Source organism: uncultured Comamonas sp. (assembly GCF_964277875.1).
Taxonomy (GTDB): Bacteria; Pseudomonadota; Gammaproteobacteria; order Burkholderiales; family Burkholderiaceae_C; genus Comamonas; species Comamonas sediminis.
The window spans coordinates 41,411-58,202 of sequence record NZ_CAXYJV010000028.1 but is presented as its reverse complement, the minus strand read 5'-3'; the positions used below and the strand labels follow the sequence as shown (position 1 = coordinate 58,202).

The window sequence follows — 16,792 nt, the reverse complement described above, 5'->3', positions numbered from 1 at the left end:
CCAGTGCGTTCTACCAAGCACTCAAACGGCGCGTTGGCCAAAGCGCCGAAGCCAGCTATTCATGGACGCGGGCAACACACTCTGGTTCGCATCTACGATTGTGCATTTATCAACCTTCCTCAGCTTGACGCCATTGGCGGTGGCGCCTGTGATTTTCTCCAGCTGCGCCTCTAGCTTGTAGCTGACGCAATAGTCGCCAGGCAATGCTCTTTCGCCTGCGGCTAGTTGGCCCACCATGGCTTCAATGAGCCGATTCATCGCCAGCTCCGCGATTTTGATGGCAGCGGCTTGCGATTCCGGAGGCAGCTCGGCCAGCGCGGCAAAGGGCTCGCTGTTTACTTTTCCAAATTTCTCGCGGTAATCCTCGTCCTCGACCAGCGCAGCCAGCGTGGAGAGAATGTCGTTGCGCGATTGGAATAGCGCACAGCCAAAAATATCGCCCTGGTTTTGGAGCCGATTTTCTGCATCGGCCACCAGCTGATCGCCTGAGACTGGATAGCTGGGGATTCGACCCATGCGAAAAGGCTTTGTCGTGCGATTTGGAAAGCTTTGGTCCATGTGGGTATTCCAATTTTTCTAACGGGTGTGCGCCATCAAAACGGCGTTTAAGCGCCGGACGCCTGGATACTACATGCTCCGCTGAATAAACCCATTCGATCATTTTGTGGGCGTCGTACACTGCCAGCCTCTGCCTTTTAACAAGCCTTGTGCAAGCCAATGACAATGCCCATGTTCCCTGACAGTGTCGACACCCCCATTCAGACACCCCGCCTGAGCTTGCGCCTAGCCGGCCCCGACGATGGCCAGGCCGTTTACGCTGCCGTCGTAGAAAGCCTGGACAGCCTGCGCGCCTGGCCCACCTCGCTGCCCTGGGCACTGTATGAGCCATCGGCATCCGCCTCCGAAGACTTCTGCCTGGCGAGCATGCGTGACCGCGAAAACGGCACGGGCCTGGCATTTCTGGTCTTGGACCACCAGCAGCGATTGGTCGGCAGCGTGGGCCTGCACACGATCCGCTGGGACATTCCCAGCATGGAGATGGGTTTTTGGATGCGCACTGGCATGCACCGAAACGGATTTGCGAAGGAAGCGGTCACCGCAGTGCTGCACTTGGCGTTCACGCATTTGAAAGCGCGGCGGGTGTTTGCACGCACCGATGAAGACAACGCGGGCAGCCGCGCGACCTGCGCCAGGGCGGGGATGCTGCTGGAGGGCGTGATGAAAAATGAGCGCATCACCCCGTCGGGGCAGTTGAAGAACGGCTGCGTCTATGCCTCTACACGGTAGCCGGCGAGTGCCGTAATGGGCCGGCGGCGGGATGGGCAGATTGGCTGCTGCGGGCTGTCAACCTCGCCTAGGTGCCATGCACCCACGGCCGTCTCTGCAGCAGACCGAGGGTCTTCCACGCCTCCCCACAACCCGGCTGCAACTACTCGGGCTTGCCTTTCATCCCCAACAATTCGCTCGCGCCGATGATGGCCTGGGCGATCTCTTCGACAGATACGCGCTTTTTCATGGCCTGCTCGCGCAGCATTTCGTAGGCGCGGTCTTCACTGACCTGGTGGGTGGCGATGAGGATGGCTTTGGCGTCGGTCACACGGCGTTGGCCCAGCAGCTTGTTTTGCAGTTTGTGCACGTGTTGCTGCATCTGCCGGTGCTCCTTGTGGATCTGGCGCGCAACGACCAGGGTGGAGAGCAGGCCAAAGGAGCGTATCGGCGAAGGCAGGACGGCCTGGGCCTTGAGTTCCAGCACGGCAGACACGATGGTGGGGTTTTCATAGTTCACCACCGCGACCAGGGCGGGCGCCTGCTCGCCGCTCGCCCACGGCATGAGCAGGTGTAAAAAATCAGGGCGTACCGCCAACAGCACGATATCCGGATCGCCCGGCAACTGCTGAACCGGTGGCCAGACGCTGCGCACCTGGCAGCCGATACGCTGGAGCTGCTGGGCCAGCAGCAAGCCATCGGCATCATCGGGGTGCATCAGGATGATGTTGAGTTGCCGCAGCTCTTTGAGGTGCTGCGAGGTGGCGCGGGGCTGCTGCTGGTTCACGCTCAGCCCTCGGTCTTCGCCGTCCAGTCGCCCAGGGAATGGGTGACCAGATAAGGGTCAGGCGATACGGCGCGTTTGGCCTCGCGCAGAATGCTGAACGCTCCTTGCGCATTGGCCCGGCCAATACGGGGGTAGACCCAGGTGTGGTGGTTGCCGGGATCGATGCGCACACGCCCCTGCGGGGCATCAAACTCGCTGCCCAGCAGGTGAGGCAGCAACTCGCTGATGGTGTCGCTGCCCGAGCGGCGAAAGGCATTGGCAAACATATGCATCTGGAAGTAGGAGGCTTCCCAGCACAGATTGGGGCGGCAATCATCGCCAAACAGCCGTTTGAGGTGGGCCAGGCAGCGCTGGTTGGCAGCAGACTGGATCGACTGGAAATAAGGCGCCGAGGTGATGTGGCCGGCTGCGATGTCAAAACCCATTTGTCCGATCTCGGCCTCCGACGTCGTGAGGCTGCAAATGGGCATTTCCTTGGTGTCGAACCCGGCATCGGCATAGGCGCGGTACAGCTTGGCGGTGGAGTCGCCGACCACCGTGGAGAAGATGAAGTCAGGGCGTTTCTGGCGTATATCGTCCATGACGGTCTGGTAGTCGTGCTCAGTGGCCGTCAGCGGCAGGTAGCGCTCGCCGAGGATGTCGCCCTCGGGGTGCTGCAGAACCAACTCGCGCAGTATGCGGTTGGATTCATAGGGGTAGATGTAGTCCGAGCCGATGAGGTATACACGCGCACCAAAGCTGCTGGTCATGAAATCGGCCAACTGCACGCTGTTCTGGTTGGGGGCAGCGCCGGTGTAGATGATGTTCGCCGAGAACTCGAAGCCTTCGTAGAGCGTGGGATAGAACAAGAGCTTGTTCCATTTCTCGACCACGGGCAGCACGGCCTTGCGGCTGCTGGACATATAGCAGCCAAAGATGGTGTTGACGCGGTCGTGCATGATCAACTGCTCGGCCAGGCGCGCGTACTCGGCAGGGTTGGACGCCGGGTCATAGCGCACGGCCACCAGCTCCCGCCCAAGAACGCCGCCGGCGTTGTTGATTTCGTCGATGGCCAGCAGGCTGCCCTGCAGCTGCGATTGACCGATGGTGGACGTGGTGCCAGTTTCCGAAAAAAGAATGCCGACGCGCAAGGGATCGTTGTTTGCCAAAACCTGTCTCCTGGTCTGTCCCGCCCCCCTGCGCTGTGCAGTGGGCCGGGCACGGTGAAATGGCTGCAAGCCAGCCAGCTTAGCGCAACTGCGGGCGCTGGCATGCCTGTTCTGTGCCAGGCTGGACAGCGCCCTGCGCATCTAGCGCCCAGCGGCCAGGCGCGCGCTCATCCTGGTCAGGCGCGGCACCAGTTGCGCGGCGTCGTCCGCGATGTCGTAACCCCGCCAGCCGAAGATGTGGCGCACATAGGCATCGGCCTGGGCATCGACGGCCAGACAGCAAACGCGCACACCGGCACGCTTGGCTTCCTGAACGGCATGCCGCGCGTCTTCGATCAGGTAGCGCTTGTCGTGCACATCGATATCGTGGGGCGCGCCGTCGGTGACCACCAACAGGCTGCGCTGCCCTTCGGGTTCATGGCGCAACAGGCTGCTGGCGTGGCGCAGCGCCGCGCCCATGCGTGTGGAAAAGCGCCCGCGCACCGCCTGGATGATGGCGGCCGTGGCGCGGCTGTGCACCTGGCCAAAATCCAGCAAGCGGTAGTAGTTGACTTCGGCACGGGTGTTGGACGAGAACGCATGGATGGCCAGGCGTTGCGTGCTGTGCGAGCTGGCCTGCGCCAGCAACAACGCGGCCTGCTTCTCCAACGCCAGCAGGCTCTGGCCCTGCGGGCCGATGTCGTTGACCGATTCGGAAATGTCGAGCAGCACCAACATGCTGCCAGGGCGTGGGCCCTTGCCGCTGCGCATAAAAAGGCGCGGGTCGGGGCGTAGCTGCATACGCATGTCCACCTGCACTTCGATGGCTGCATTGAGGTCCAGCGCATCGCCCTCCCACTGGCGGCGAAGCCGGTGGTGCCGGTCGAGGATGTGGGGATGGCGCAGCGCCAGACGGTCGACACGGGTGGTACTGGAGGGGCGCGGGCCACCGATCTCGCTCAGCCCCTGCCACGCAGGGAGCTTTTCGATCACCTGGCACCAGTCGTGCTTCATCTGCTCGCGCTGGCAGTCCCATTCCGGGTAGTGAAAGCGGGCGATCTCGAACTCTTCGGCCGCCTGGGGCGTTTGCGCCGGCTCGGGTGGCTGTTGCGCGTCTCTTGGGCGCGCCGCCTGCGGTTGCGCGGCGGCCTGGGGCAGATGCAAGGCCTCGTCCTGGTTGTCTTCGGATTCGGGATGTGCCCAGAGGTAGCTGTTGTCATCCCGGTAGAGCGTGGGCCCGGCGTAGTGCTGTGGATCCATCCGCACGCGCATCTGGCCAAGGTCATTGGCGAGGATGGAGGAAATGGCACGGAATGCCGCATAGTCTTCCAGTCCATGCCGGTGCACCGTGTCTTCAAAAAGCTGCTGCGCCTTGTGCACCCAGTGGTTGGCGCTACCGCTGTCCACCTGCAACAAGATCCGGTCCAGCCGCGCGATGAAGGTGACGAAACCCAGATTGTCAGCCTCGGGCTCAGGCGCGATCTGCGTCTGGAACCAGGGGCGTATGCCGGGGTAGTCGCGCAGCAACAGGCGCTCGACGCGGGCGTCTTCTATCGCAGAGACGACCGCCAGGCCCATGGGCTTCAAGGCCTGGCTAGGGTGGCGCGCTGGCGAATGCAGCAGATGCGCCGCAGCATGCGCCACCATCGCGGTGTGCCGGCGGGCACGCTCGGCCTCGGGCACATCGTGCAGCGGCGGCAGCACCAAGCGCACCGCGCTTGAAGACGCCCCCTCGTCTGCAGCCAGCACAATGGCGCGCTGCGCAGAGGCAGGTGGGGCCGCTGCGCCACCCAGCAGTCCGCCCGCCTGCTGACGCGGGCTGGCAGCCTGCAACGGATGGACTTGCACCTGCATCAACGCCAGACCGGATGCCAGCCTGGCCAGGCGCTCGAAAGCGGGTGTGCCGTCGTCGATCCAGCGTGTCGCTGAGCGCTCGCTGTACAGAGGCGCGGAGGGTGGGGCCATGGCGGTGTGCTTCCTAGCTACCAAATTTGGCATGCACGAGTTTCTTCAGCGCCTCGGTGGTGTCGGGGTCATCCGTCAAGGCCTGGGTGATGGTCATGTCGCAGCTGTCGGCGGGCGATACACCATCGCGCATCAGCAAGCCGGCATAGATGAGCATGCGGGTGGAGGCGCCTTCATCCAGGCCATGGTGTTTGAGCGCGCGCGTGCTGTGGGCCAGCGCGACCAAGCGCTCGGCCTGCGCATGGTCTATGCCCGCTTCGTGCGCGACGATGTCGGCCTCGGTGGCAAGGTCGGGGTAGTCAAACTCCAGCGCGGCAAATCGCTGCCGTGTCGAGGGCTTCATGTCCTTGGCGCTGCTCTGGTAGCCGGGGTTGTAGGAGACCACCAGCTGAAAATCCGGATGGGCGTGCACGACCTCCCCTTTCTTGTCGAGCGGAAGCACACGGCGCGCGTCGGTCAGCGGATGGATGACGACCGTCGTGTCCTGCCGTGCCTCCACGACCTCGTCGAGGTAGCAGATGGCACCGTAGCGCACCGCCATGGTGAGCGGCCCGTCGTGCCAGGCCGTGCCATCGGCATCGAGCAGGTAGCGGCCGACCAGGTCAGAGGCGGTCATGTCTTCATTGCAGGCCAGCGTGATGAGCGGGCGCTGCAGCGCCCAGGCCATGTGCTCGACAAAGCGCGTCTTTCCGCATCCGGTCGGCCCTTTCAGAATCAGCGGCATACGGTGCCGGTAGGCCTGTTCGTACAGCGCGATCTCATTGCGCGCAGACCGGTAAAACGGCTCTTGGGCCAGGCGGTACCCGGCCAGCGGGTCATCGCCGCGAGCGGCTAGCAGAGGGTCTTTTGCGTTCATCATGTTCACCATTTCCCCGTCAACAACATCAAACCTGGAATCCAGCAGGTCACAATGCCCACCAGCACCGTGTAGGCCGCCAGAAAGCGCAGTTGCTTGCCCAACCCCAGCGCAAGAAAGAAGAAAAACCACAGACTCGACCAGACCAGCCACATGGCGATGACGCGGACATCACCCGCAGTGGCGGCAAAGGCCAGCGCGCTGACCGCTACAAACAGACAGTACCAACCCAGGCCCACGCCTTTGAGGGCCCACCACTGCACCACCGCCAGGTACAGGTAGGTGAAAGCAAAAAGCAGGCCGCCTGCGGCAGCGAAAAAATCGGGGTCGGTGTCTGCACGCAGAATGCCTACGGCATTGAGGAACAAAGCCAGCAAACCCACGAGCAGATTGACCGGCGCAGAGTCCCGCGCATCCATGCGGCCGCTCAGCCCCACACCGTTGACGATCAGCACGACGCCAATGAAAAAAAGCGCAATACCCAGCATGCTTGTCTCCTTGTTTTTTATCGGATGGCATGGCTGCGCGCTACCGGGCGGCCATGCCCACTGGGGTGCCGGCTTTAGCGGTGCTGGGGCGCTTCGTGCGGAATCCCTTCTATGGGGCATTCAGGGGTGCCCACTGTCGTGCGCGTGAACGACTCGACCATCTCCCGCGTTCCCTCGGGATCGTTGACCCACTGGCTGTAGAAGCTGTAGGGGCAGGCGGCAACGCCCTTGTCGCCGTCGCCCGAGTTGATGGTGCCGGTGTAGCCCCGGTGCACCAATTTGAAGAGGTGGTTCTGCGACTGGCCGTTCTTGCGGGCATCGCGGATTAGCGATTTGGACAGCTCGGCATACTGGATGCCCATTTCCTCTTCACCCGTCTCGCCCAGGGTGCGGCCGTCAAAACCGATGATGGCGGAGTGCCCGAAATAGGAGTAGACCCCGTCAAAGCCTGCCGCATTGGCCACGGCCACGTAGGTGTTGTTCATGAACGCCATGGCCTTCGACACCATGATCTGCTGCTCTTTGGCCGGGTACATATAGCCTTGGCAGCGGACGATCAGCTCGGCGCCGCGCATCGCACAATCGCGCCAGATCTCGGGGTAGTTGCCATCGTCGCAGATGATCAGGCTGATCTTCATGCCCTTGGGGCCTTCGCTGACGTAGGTGCAGTCGCCGGGATACCAGCCTTCGATAGGCACCCAGGGCATGATCTTGCGGTATTTCTGCACGATCTCGCCCTGGTTGTTCATGAGGATCAAGGTGTTGTAGGGCGCCTTGTTGGGGTGCTCTTCATGGCGTTCTCCGGTGAGCGAGAAAATGCCCCAGACATTGGCCTTGCGGCAGGCATCGGCAAAGATGGCCGTCTCTTCACCGGGAATGGCCGAAGCGGTCTCGTACATCTCCTTGGCGTCGTACATGATGCCGTGCGTCGAATACTCGGGGAACACCACCAGGTCCATGCCCGGCAGCCCTCGCTTCATGCCCACTACCATGTCTGCGATCTTGCGGCAGTTGTCCAGCACCTCGGCCTTGGTGTGCAGGCGGGGCATCTTGTAGTTGACGACGGCAACCCCTACGCAATCATTGCTGCTCGAAATATCTCCATGTCTCATGGCTGTGCTCCAGGTTGGTGAGAGAAAAGTGCGACTGGTCCGGCGGACAGCAGCGCAGGGGTTTCAGAGCAGCGTAGGCAAAGCTCCGCCAGCGGACCGGTACAGGGTCCGAAAAACGGGAATGCAAAAGCGGACAAAAAAAAGCCCGAATCGACTCTGGAATGAATCGATTCGGGCTTTATTGCCGGACATCTGCGCTGGCAACCTTGGCAGCTGATGTCAAAATCTGCAACGAAATCTGCGTGGCGTTGGTCCGCCGCCAGGCCATGTTAAAGCGATTGTGGCGATGGCCGCCTAGAACATCTACCGGTTGCAGCTGGTGAGCGATGGTGGTATTTGGCAAGCCGCGCCTGGCCCTCTGCAGGAATCGGACCGAAGCGCGCCAGGCACAGCACCTAGGGGCACAGCGGTGCAAGGCTGGCAGTGCAGCGCCCCCGCGCGCCGGTCCAGTGCCCACCAAAACCACCTGCCGCCGTGGCCGCCTGCGCAGGCAGCGCGATGCCCAGCTTGACCTGTTTGGCCGGGGTGGCTCCGGTTTCCTGTTTTTCGGCTACATTCGCGATCGGGATCAGCGCGATGGACCCAGCCATCTGCTGAAGGCCCCAACCACTGCAACGAAAGCCGTTCCACCATGAGTCTCGTCACCGATCTTCTCGCCGGGGTCGCGGCATTCTTTGCCGATGTATGGGTGTTCAGGCGCCAGCGCCAGAAACGGGGCCATGCCAGTCGCGGCATCGCCGATGACGCCATCGCGGTGGCCCGTTTTGACTTCGTCACCGCTGTGTGGATCGCGCTGGTCAGCATCGGCCTGACCCTGCTGCTGGTATGGGGCTTCGGCGTCCCTGTGGCCTGGGGAGTCGGCATCGGGGTCGTCGTCGCAGCGGTATGGGGCTACCGACAATACGCGCAGCTGCTCCGGGAGCCGCAGTGATGCCGTTCAACGGCACCGGGCTGATCGGGCACGCGACCGGGGACCGGTAACAGTCTGTCTGCGGCCTGGGCCGGCTGGGCTGCGCGCATGCCCCAAGACCATGGCGCAGTGCCTAGGGATGCAAAAGCCGGATCAGCGCCTGCTGCAGGTCCGCCGTGGATACCGGTTTGTGCAGCAGCAGGGCCGCCGTGGACTGCGCATCACGCAGGCGTTGCGGCGAGGTGTCTCCGGTGACGATGATGGCGGGCACGGGATGCTGCCCATGCTCCCGCAGCAGCTGCAGCGCTTCCTTGCCGGTCTCGCCGTTGCGCAGACGGAAGTCGGTGATGATCGCATCCGGAAGCTGCTTTGTGGCGCTGAGTTGCTGCAATGCATCCGGTCCCGACTCTGCGCAGGTGCAGTGGCAATGCCAACTCTCCAGCAGCGATTGCATCGCGCGCCGCGCCGCCTCGTCGTCATCGATCACGACGATGTGCAGCCCGGCCAGGCGGTCTTCGGATGCCGCAGGGGCTGCGAGCGGGTCCGGCACGCTCTGCAGCGCACCCGACCACAGCGGCAAACACAGGCGGAACACCGAGCCACGCCCGGGCAGCGAGCGCACGTCGATGCGGGTATGCAGTTGCAAGGCCAGGCGTTGTGCGATGGCCAGGCCCAGTCCCAGGCCCTTGCGGCGATCGCGCTCGGGGTTGCCCAGCTGGTGGAACTCTTCAAAAATGGACTGCAGGTGTTCGGGCGCAATGCCGCAGCCGGTGTCCCACACCTCCAGCGCCAGTTGCTGGCCCCGGCGCCGGCAGGCCACCAGAACGCCACCGGTCTGCGTATAGCGCAGCGCGTTGGACAGCAGGTTGCGCATCACCAGATCCACCAATGCCTTGTCCGCCAATGCCGCTGCCGTGGTTTCGCGCGAGCGGTAGACCAAGCCTGTGGCATCGGCCTGCGCTCCGAACTCCCGCTCCAGCGCACTCAACAGCGGCTGGATGGCAAAGGGTGCCTCCTGCGTGCGCACGACCCCCGCTTCAACGCGCGAGTAGTCCAGCAGCGTCGTGAGCATTTCGGATGCGGCGACCGAGGCGGCGCGCGCATGCCCCAGCACCTCTGCCTGCCGCTCCGACAGGGCGCTGCGCTGCAGCGAGTCCAGAAACAGTCCCAGTGCGTGCAGCGGCTGGCGCAGGTCGTGGCTGGCGGCGGCCAGAAATTTCGATTTGGCCCGGTTGGCGGTTTCTGCGCGGTCGCGCTCTTTCTTCAACTGATCGACCAGCGCGGCATTCTCGAAGCGCAGGCGCACGCTGTCCACCAGCGTGCGGTAGGAGACCCGGGTATAGAACAGGTTGGCGCCATACAGACACAGCGCGAACACCCCGTAGACGAGCGGCAGCCCATGCCCCTGGCCCAGGTTGCGCACCGCAAACGGCAGTATCAGCAGCGTTTGCGCTGCCACGGCAGCTGGAGGAAACGCGGCGAAGGAGGTGATGGAGCCACAGGACATGCCCGCGATGACAAAGGCCAGGAACGCCAGCAACTGCGGCTGGTCTGAAAGGTAGAACGCCCAGCCCATGGCGCCCCACAGCGCGCTGGACAGCCCGCAGGCCACGGCAAAGCGCCAGGCCCAGACCCGGCTGGCGTCGCCCCTGGCAGCCATTGCGGGGTTCTGCGTATGGCGGCTCCAGCCACGTGCCAGCGCGATGCGTGCAAGCGTTACCAGCATGATCGATGCACCCCAGGCCAGCAGTAGCGCGTGCGGCAGATGGGACCAGAAGACGGCGACCGCTGGAATGGGGATCACGAAATTGATGAACAGCATCGCGTGCGACTGCCGGTAGAGCAGATCCACGAGCGCCGTCTGCTCGGCGGCACAAAGAGGGGCAAGGCTTGCGTCGTTGGGCATACCAGGCCTTCAAGCCGCGGACGCAGGCCCGGCATAGGCAGGCAATACATCCACCAGGCCCAGGTGCTGCGCGCGCAGCAAGGCGGCGCTGCGGTTGTCGACGCCCAGTTGCGCAAAGATCGCTGTCACATGCCCACGCACCGTGCTTTCGCTCAAGTCGAGCTGCCGCGCAATGACCTTGTTGGGCTTGCCGGCACTCAGCAGGCGCAACACGTCACGCTGACGCGGCGTAAGCGCAACCCCGTCCGGCAGCGGGCCGGAGGACGCTGGCACCGCAAAGCACGGCTGCCCCGCCAGCACCGCGCCGATGGCCTGCAGAATGTCATTGCCGCTGGCGGATTTGGACAGGAAGCCATCGGCGCCCCGTGCGCGCGCCTCGCGCACGCCATCAGGCGCCACGCTGGCCGACACAAACACGATGCGCGCCTGCGGAAATGCCTTGCGCAACGAGGGCATGCCATCGAACCCGTTCATGCCGGGCAGCATGATATCGAGCAACACCAGGTCAACCGCCCCACCCCCACCCGATGCTGGGGTACGCTGCGCGAGCGCACAGGCCTCGGCGATGGAGCCGGCCTCGGAAATGGCACCCACCTCCGGATGCTCCTGCACGATCAGGCGCAGACCTGTCCGAAACAAGGCGTGGTCATCAATCAACAGCAGATGGGCGGGACGGGCAGGCATATGCACAGTATGACGCGGACCGCGTGCAGGCAACCCCAGCTATTTGTCCTATAGACGGATGGCAGCACCGCTGCTGATGCGGGCTGACCGCTGCGGCGGCCAGGCGCTCCAGGGGGATCGTATGCAGACCCCATCGAATGGGCGCGGACCAGATGAGACGCAAGAGGTCGTTTGAAATCAGTGCAATGCGATAGACAAGAAAGACAACGCCGTAAATCGCCCGGGCCCGCATTCTGGCCACGGCAGGGAGTTTTGCAGAGAATCCCTAGCACAGCCAGATATTCAAATCCTTTTATTAATTTGAAGTATCTTTGGTTTTCTTAAAAAATTCATTGGAAAAGCATTTTATAAGCCATTAATAGGGATAGGAAAAACACGCATACAGAAAATAATAAATCACCAAAATAATGGTGCTGCACTGGAATAACTTCAGCTAGATATTCTCAAACGAGAGGCGGCACCATGATAAATTTCAAATCCTGTTTTGGCAGAGCACGACAGCGCATGATGTGCAGCTTGCTGCTTATGCTTGGCGGGCTGACGCAGGCGCAAGCGCAGGATTCATCGTTGCTGGTGTGTCCCGCTGGCCAAATCTACATGTCCACGCTCCAAGCCTGTCAGATAGTGTCGGATGCGACCTATCTCAGCGCGTCACCAGACTCGGGGAGTACGCCCTCCGGCGCGGACACGATCGCCATTGCCAATGTGCTGGCGAATGACACGGTGTTTTGGAGTATGGACGACACCTTTGAGCCGGACAGGGTGGAGCCAGCCAGCATCCACTATTTTCAACTGGCCGTGGTCACCCCGGCGTCCCATCCGGGAGTGACGCTGAATACATCGACGGGTGCAGTGAAAGCAGCCGCTTCGGTGCCCCCGGGCACGTATTCAATGGAATACCAGGTGTGCTTCCCTGGGGGATTCCGAATGAATAATTCCACCGGCGAGATGACCGCAGAAACCTTGTCGGAAAAATGCGCTCCACCGACTGCCGTCTCCATCACGGTCACCGACCAGGTCGTGAACACCTGCGACATATCCTTGGGCTATACGCCGGTGGTCACCGTGCCTGTGGGACCCACGACGCCAGTTCCCAGCCTGGGCATTTTTGCAGTGGCGGCGTTGGCAGCACTCATCGCAGTGCTTGCCTGGCGCAGCCGCCACGATGGCTACAAAGCGCGCATGCTGGCCGTCGCTGGCATGGCTGCAGCGGTCAGCGTGCTGTCGCTGGGGGGTGGATCATGGATCGAATCGGTGCGCGCAGCGGGCCCCTATGAACTTGTCAACCCAGCGGGCGGCACGCTGGCAGACAGCAGTGTGCCCTACGCCGATCCTGCGCCTCTGCTGACGGTCACCAACACCAGTGGCGTGCGCATGCGCATTACCGCCAACGGCAATTCCGCAGAGACGGGAAGCTGCGTGGTGAATTCAGAAATCGCACCGGGCGCCAGTTGCACCACGCAAGCCTATTCATGCACACCGCCCGCGCCGCTTCTGCCCATCAGCGTCACCGCTGCGCCCACCAACACCTGCACGACGGACATCATTGCAAGCTACCCCTACAACTCGTCCGAGCCACTGGATGGACTGCTCTATGCGTATGCACCGCGTCTCGTGAACGAGCCCACCTTCAATGAGACGGGCGTGACGACCGTCATCAGCTATGTCCGCAATGCCACCGAGGCCACCTACGACAGCAACAATTTCGTGTCGAACCGGGAAGCGCTGACCTCGGGGTTCACCATCGTCACCTCCACCGCGCCGGACGGCTATGTGTTTGTACCCGGCAACACCAAGACAATGACCTGGACACTGCCGTACTCCTGCTGGAACGAGCCGGCTTAAATCTGGCAACTGCCAATGATGGAGGCTTGATCAGCGGCCATGCGCAGCGGATCAGGCCTCCACCGTCTGATGGCCACGGGTCTTGATGGCCCCAGGCGGCGGCAGGCAGGCCCGTTTGGCGGTCCGGCACCGCCTGATCTAAGGCCGAACGATGAGATCCGCCCACAACGGGCGGATGCGCTCTTCCAGGTAATAGCCGCCGTATTCGGTGTACCGGAGAAACGCCCCCGAACAGCGGGCGCAGCGCCACAAGGTACTGCGGGTGTAGGGGTGCCAGCCAGGCGCTATCGGTGCATCGGGCGACCACAGGTTGGTGCCCGCTGGATGAAACTCTTCCAGCTGCTCCCACGACGCTTCGCTGCCCAGCGCGCCCAGTAACGCCAGGTGGTCGGTATCCGCTGCGGCAGACATCGACTCCCAACCCGGCCGCCACAGCGGTGTGCAGTCAGCGCAACGGGGTTGGGCTGCCGCCTCGGCCGCAAAGGCCTGGAGTTCGGCGTCGGTTATCTGGTGCTGGGTCGTCACGGTTGGGTTATAGCGCAATGGAGGGATGCGGGGGAGTGTATGCCAATCCCGGCTCCAGTGGGCCGGCAGAGGTGCGGGCAAGCAGCGCCAACGCCACGGCACCCCCGGTGCTCGCCCCCTATGGATGCAGCGGCTGCTGCGCCTTGCCGCTGGCCAGATCCTGGAAGTAGATGAGCTCAGGATCACCCGGGTCGAGATTCTCGACGATGCCGCTTCGCATGAAACCCGCGCGGACAAACAGGCCCTGCGCCGGTGCATTGGAAGCATTCGTACTGGTGAACAGCCTGGGGGTGACGCAGCGATGCGCCAGCTCGATGAGCAAAGCAAGCGCAACCCCTTTGCCGCGGTGTGCGGGAGCGACGCACACCAGCGGTATGAAACCGCATCCGAAGAAGTGGTATTCCAGCACCGCAAACCCCAGCAGCAGGCCGCCCTCGACGGCCACGATGCAGGAGGCTTGCTCGACCATGCGCCTGAGCTCGGACCGTCTGCTTTCATGGTCCTGTGCATACGGATCACAGGCATAGAGCTGCGGCAGATCAGCGTCCAGCGCTGGGCGGAATACGAGATCGGGGACAGCGGGCATGGGCAATGGATCCCTTTAAACTGGTTGGCTGGCAGGATCATGCCTCATCGCGAGGCGATGCAGCAGGCTTTGCAGCGCAGGAAGAGCGCCTTTCGCCGCCCCGGGCCAGGACAAGCATCGCAACGGCTGCGTGGCGCTGGCCTCCACTGCGGTGACCCTTTCACGCAGCTACAGGCCGCCGCTGCACAAGGCGCCCCGACGCGCTGAGAACCAATTTTTTTAAAGTGGGCCGCGCCCACCGTTCAGATGAAAACATCACCCATCGACACCGTCATCTTCGATCTTGGCAACGTTTTGATCCAGTGGGATCCCAGACATCTGTACCGGAAAATCTTTGTAGGCGATGAGGCGGGCATGGAAGCCTTTCTGGCGGAGGTGTGTACCGCCGAGTGGAACGACCAGCAGGATCGGGGCCGGCCGTGGAAGCAAGGCATTGCCGAGGCCATTGAACGGCATCCGGCGCAGGAGGCCGCCATTCGCGCCTACTTCGACCGCTGGCCGGAGATGGTGCCCGGAGCAATCGACGATGCCGTCGCCATTCTGAAGGAGCTGCGGCAACAGCCGCTGCGTTTGCTCGCTTTGACCAACTGGTCCGCCGAAACCTTTCCGATTGCGCAGGCGCGCTTTGATTTTCTCGCCTGGTTCGACGGCATCGTGGTGTCCGGCCATGAACAGCTTGCCAAGCCCCAAGCAGAAATTTTCGAGCTGGTCATCAACCGTTTCAACCTGAATCCTGCATCGGCGGTATTCATTGACGACAGCCTGCGCAATGTCGAGGCGGCGATGCGCCAGGGAATGCAAGCGATCCATTTTGCAGGTGCTGACGATCTTCGGGCGAGATTGCGGGCACTGGGGATGGAGATCAGCGAACGGGCTCAGTAGTTCCTATGCAGCAATGGCGGCACCAGGCGCGGATCACGCAGCTTGTCCACCCACCACTGCAGCGCCGGCCCTGCGCGGTGCGAATGCCATCCGACAAACAGCAGGTTGGGGTCACGCGGGTCCTGCGTGGCCAGCGCCACCAGGCTGCCGTGGGCCAGGTGATCGCGCACTTTCTCCAGCGGTAGCCAGCCAACGCCCAGTCCTGCTACCTGGGCGGCGATCTTGGCGCGCATGCTGGGCAGCGCCAGGCGCTCCTGGTGCGTCTGCACGCCGTAGCTGCGGGCAACCGCCAGGCGCGAGGTATCGGCCACGACGACCGAACGGTGCGCGGCGATGGCCTCCACCGACAGCGGTTGCCCGTCTTGTGCCTCGCGTGCCAGCGGGTGGTGCGGTGCCACGGCAAACACCCATTCCAGCTGCGCCAGCTCAAACCATTGCAGATGCGCCATCGCCGGCGGCTCGTTCGTGGCGGCTACCACCAGGTCGGCACGCTGGTCCAGCAAGGCCTCCCAGGTACCGCCCAGCACCTCATGGGCAACGCGCAGCCGCACGCCACTTTTGAGCGCATCAAAGTCGGCGATCAAGGGCAGCAGCGCCTCGATGTTGGCCAGCTCGTCGGTGACGATACGCAGCTCGGACTCCCAGCCCCGCGCCACCTGCTTGACCCGCTCCGTCAGCCGCCGCGCCTGGGCGTGCAGCTGCGCGCCCTGCTCCACCAGCAGCAGGCCGGCAGGCGTGAGCGCGATGCGGTAGCCCGCACGGTCAAACAGCAGGGCATCGAGCCGCTCCTCCAGCTGGCGCGCCGCATAGGACACGGTGGATGCGGCCTTGCCCAGCCGCTGGGCCGCGCGCGACAGGCTGCCGGTGGCGCGCACCGCTTCGAGCAGCTGGAGATCTTCGAGACTCAACATGTTCGGTATTTTTGCACGAGTTCATCGAAATGCTGGTGTCTGTAGCGCGACCCATCGGCAGATACTTCATCCATCAGCCCTGCATTGGGGCTGATAACCCAGCAAGACATCAACGAAACAAACGAAAGAAAAATCATGAACCGCTTTGAAGGAAAGAATATTTTGGTCACCGGTGGCAGCAGCGGCATCGGCGCTGCAGCCGCCATCGCCTTTGCCCGTGAAGGCGCCCGGGTAGCCATCACCGGCCGCGATGCCGACAGCCTGGCCCGCGTCAAGGCCGCGTTGGGCCCTGACGCGCTGGCCCTGGTCAGCGAAGCCGGTGACGTCTCCGCCCAAGCCGCGCTGGTCGCCGAATTGCAGATGCAGATGGGCGTGATCGATGGCGTGTTCATCAACGCCGGCGTGGCCAAGTTTGGCCCGCTGCCGCAGATCGACGAGGCGCTGTGGGACAGCAGCTTTGACACCAATGTCAAAGGCCCCTACTTCCTGATCCAACGCCTGGCTGCGCTGATGACGCGCGGCGGCTCCATCGTGCTGAACGGCTCGATCAACGCCCACATCGGCATGGCCAACTCCAGCGTCTACGCCGCCAGCAAGGCCGCACTGATCTCCCTGGCCAAGACCTTGTCGGCCGAGCTGCTGCCCCAAGGCGTGCGTGTGAATGTCGTGAGCCCCGGCCCCGTCAGCACCCCGCTCTACGGCAAGCTGGGCCTGGCACCCGACCAGGCCCAGGCCATGGCCGCCGGCATCCAGACGCAGATTCCGCTGGGCCGCTTTGGCACCCCGGAAGAAATCGCCGCCACCGTTTTGCACCTGGTGTCCAAGGAATCTGGGTTTATTGTGGGGACGGAGATTATTGCGGATGGGGGGATGAGCCAGATGTGAGGGGGTGGGCGCACGTTCTGCTGCAAACGCCCCCCGCATGGGCCAGGCGGAGGGGAA

General features: G+C 63.1%; 17 protein-coding genes. 5 read left to right on the top strand and 12 right to left on the bottom strand.

What is annotated here, in order from left to right; genetic code table 11:
• Positions 1–21: 21 nt before the first annotated feature.
• A complete protein-coding gene (locus ACHWUQ_RS10835; RefSeq protein WP_394681121.1) occupies positions 22–558 on the bottom strand; it encodes a hypothetical protein in 537 nt (178 codons plus the stop codon).
• A gap of 171 nt (positions 559–729) precedes the next feature.
• Between ACHWUQ_RS10835 and ACHWUQ_RS10830 the strand changes: the two genes are divergently transcribed.
• Entirely contained in the window at positions 730–1,287 is a 558-nt protein-coding gene (locus tag ACHWUQ_RS10830) for a GNAT family N-acetyltransferase (RefSeq protein WP_394681120.1), read from the top strand.
• A gap of 142 nt (positions 1,288–1,429) precedes the next feature.
• Here the strand turns inward: ACHWUQ_RS10830 and ACHWUQ_RS10825 are convergent, their stop codons facing one another.
• The 6 genes from ACHWUQ_RS10825 to ACHWUQ_RS10800 all read right to left on the bottom strand — a co-directional run bounded on the left by ACHWUQ_RS10825 (position 1,430) and on the right by ACHWUQ_RS10800 (position 7,601).
• Entirely contained in the window at positions 1,430–2,053 is a 624-nt protein-coding gene (locus tag ACHWUQ_RS10825; protein WP_239812571.1) for an ANTAR domain-containing response regulator, read from the bottom strand.
• A gap of 2 nt (positions 2,054–2,055) precedes the next feature.
• Positions 2,056–3,201 carry a transporter substrate-binding domain-containing protein gene (locus tag ACHWUQ_RS10820; protein WP_394681119.1) on the bottom strand — a complete coding sequence of 382 codons (1,146 nt, stop codon included), beginning with the start codon at positions 3,199–3,201 and terminating at the stop codon, positions 2,056–2,058.
• 141 nt (positions 3,202–3,342) lie between these two features.
• Complete coding sequence (locus tag ACHWUQ_RS10815) at positions 3,343–5,145, bottom strand: nitric oxide reductase activation protein NorD (protein WP_394681118.1); 1,803 nt, start codon at positions 5,143–5,145, stop codon at positions 3,343–3,345.
• Between the two features lie 13 nt (positions 5,146–5,158).
• The gene (locus tag ACHWUQ_RS10810) at positions 5,159–6,001 is read right to left on the bottom strand and encodes a CbbQ/NirQ/NorQ/GpvN family protein (RefSeq protein WP_394681117.1); all 843 of its coding nucleotides are present in this window, start codon (positions 5,999–6,001) and stop codon (positions 5,159–5,161) included.
• A gap of 5 nt (positions 6,002–6,006) precedes the next feature.
• A complete protein-coding gene (locus ACHWUQ_RS10805; protein WP_239812575.1) occupies positions 6,007–6,489 on the bottom strand; it encodes an AmiS/UreI family transporter in 483 nt (160 codons plus the stop codon).
• A gap of 74 nt (positions 6,490–6,563) precedes the next feature.
• Complete coding sequence (locus ACHWUQ_RS10800; RefSeq protein ID WP_239812576.1) at positions 6,564–7,601, bottom strand: aliphatic amidase; 1,038 nt, start codon at positions 7,599–7,601, stop codon at positions 6,564–6,566.
• 631 nt (positions 7,602–8,232) lie between these two features.
• Between ACHWUQ_RS10800 and ACHWUQ_RS10795 the strand changes: the two genes are divergently transcribed.
• Positions 8,233–8,532, top strand: a complete 300-nt coding sequence (locus tag ACHWUQ_RS10795; protein ID WP_394681116.1) for a hypothetical protein — start codon at positions 8,233–8,235, stop codon at positions 8,530–8,532.
• A 112-nt stretch (positions 8,533–8,644) separates the two neighbouring features.
• Here the strand turns inward: ACHWUQ_RS10795 and ACHWUQ_RS10790 are convergent, their stop codons facing one another.
• Together ACHWUQ_RS10790 and ACHWUQ_RS10785 are read right to left on the bottom strand one after the other, a co-directional pair.
• Complete coding sequence (locus ACHWUQ_RS10790) at positions 8,645–10,417, bottom strand: ATP-binding protein (RefSeq protein WP_394681115.1); 1,773 nt, start codon at positions 10,415–10,417, stop codon at positions 8,645–8,647.
• Positions 10,418–10,426: 9 nt separating this feature from the next.
• A complete protein-coding gene (locus tag ACHWUQ_RS10785; protein WP_312526973.1) occupies positions 10,427–11,101 on the bottom strand; it encodes a response regulator transcription factor in 675 nt (224 codons plus the stop codon).
• A gap of 927 nt (positions 11,102–12,028) precedes the next feature.
• Between ACHWUQ_RS10785 and ACHWUQ_RS10780 the strand changes: the two genes are divergently transcribed.
• The gene (locus tag ACHWUQ_RS10780; protein WP_394681114.1) at positions 12,029–12,946 is read left to right on the top strand and encodes a midcut-by-XrtH protein; all 918 of its coding nucleotides are present in this window, start codon (positions 12,029–12,031) and stop codon (positions 12,944–12,946) included.
• A gap of 138 nt (positions 12,947–13,084) precedes the next feature.
• On the opposite strand, the gene ACHWUQ_RS10775 is transcribed toward ACHWUQ_RS10780, so the two are convergent.
• Together ACHWUQ_RS10775 and ACHWUQ_RS10770 are read right to left on the bottom strand one after the other, a co-directional pair.
• Positions 13,085–13,471 carry a hypothetical protein gene (locus ACHWUQ_RS10775; RefSeq protein WP_394681113.1) on the bottom strand — a complete coding sequence of 129 codons (387 nt, stop codon included), beginning with the start codon at positions 13,469–13,471 and terminating at the stop codon, positions 13,085–13,087.
• A 118-nt stretch (positions 13,472–13,589) separates the two neighbouring features.
• A complete protein-coding gene (locus ACHWUQ_RS10770; protein ID WP_394681112.1) occupies positions 13,590–14,057 on the bottom strand; it encodes a GNAT family N-acetyltransferase in 468 nt (155 codons plus the stop codon).
• Between the two features lie 246 nt (positions 14,058–14,303).
• On the opposite strand from ACHWUQ_RS10770, the gene ACHWUQ_RS10765 reads away from it, so the two are divergent.
• Positions 14,304–14,939, top strand: coding sequence for an HAD family hydrolase (locus tag ACHWUQ_RS10765; protein ID WP_394681111.1), 636 nt, complete (start codon positions 14,304–14,306; stop codon positions 14,937–14,939).
• Here the strand turns inward: ACHWUQ_RS10765 and ACHWUQ_RS10760 are convergent.
• Positions 14,933–15,850 (bottom strand): LysR family transcriptional regulator, encoded by a 918-nt coding sequence (locus ACHWUQ_RS10760; protein ID WP_312463214.1) that lies wholly within the window; start codon positions 15,848–15,850, stop codon positions 14,933–14,935. The genes ACHWUQ_RS10765 and ACHWUQ_RS10760 overlap by 7 nt on opposite strands.
• Before the next feature lie 135 nt (positions 15,851–15,985).
• Here ACHWUQ_RS10760 and ACHWUQ_RS10755 point away from each other — a divergent pair, with 135 nt between their 5' ends.
• Entirely contained in the window at positions 15,986–16,735 is a 750-nt protein-coding gene (locus ACHWUQ_RS10755) for an SDR family oxidoreductase (protein ID WP_394681110.1), read from the top strand.
• The last annotated feature ends 57 nt before the right edge of the window (positions 16,736–16,792 follow it).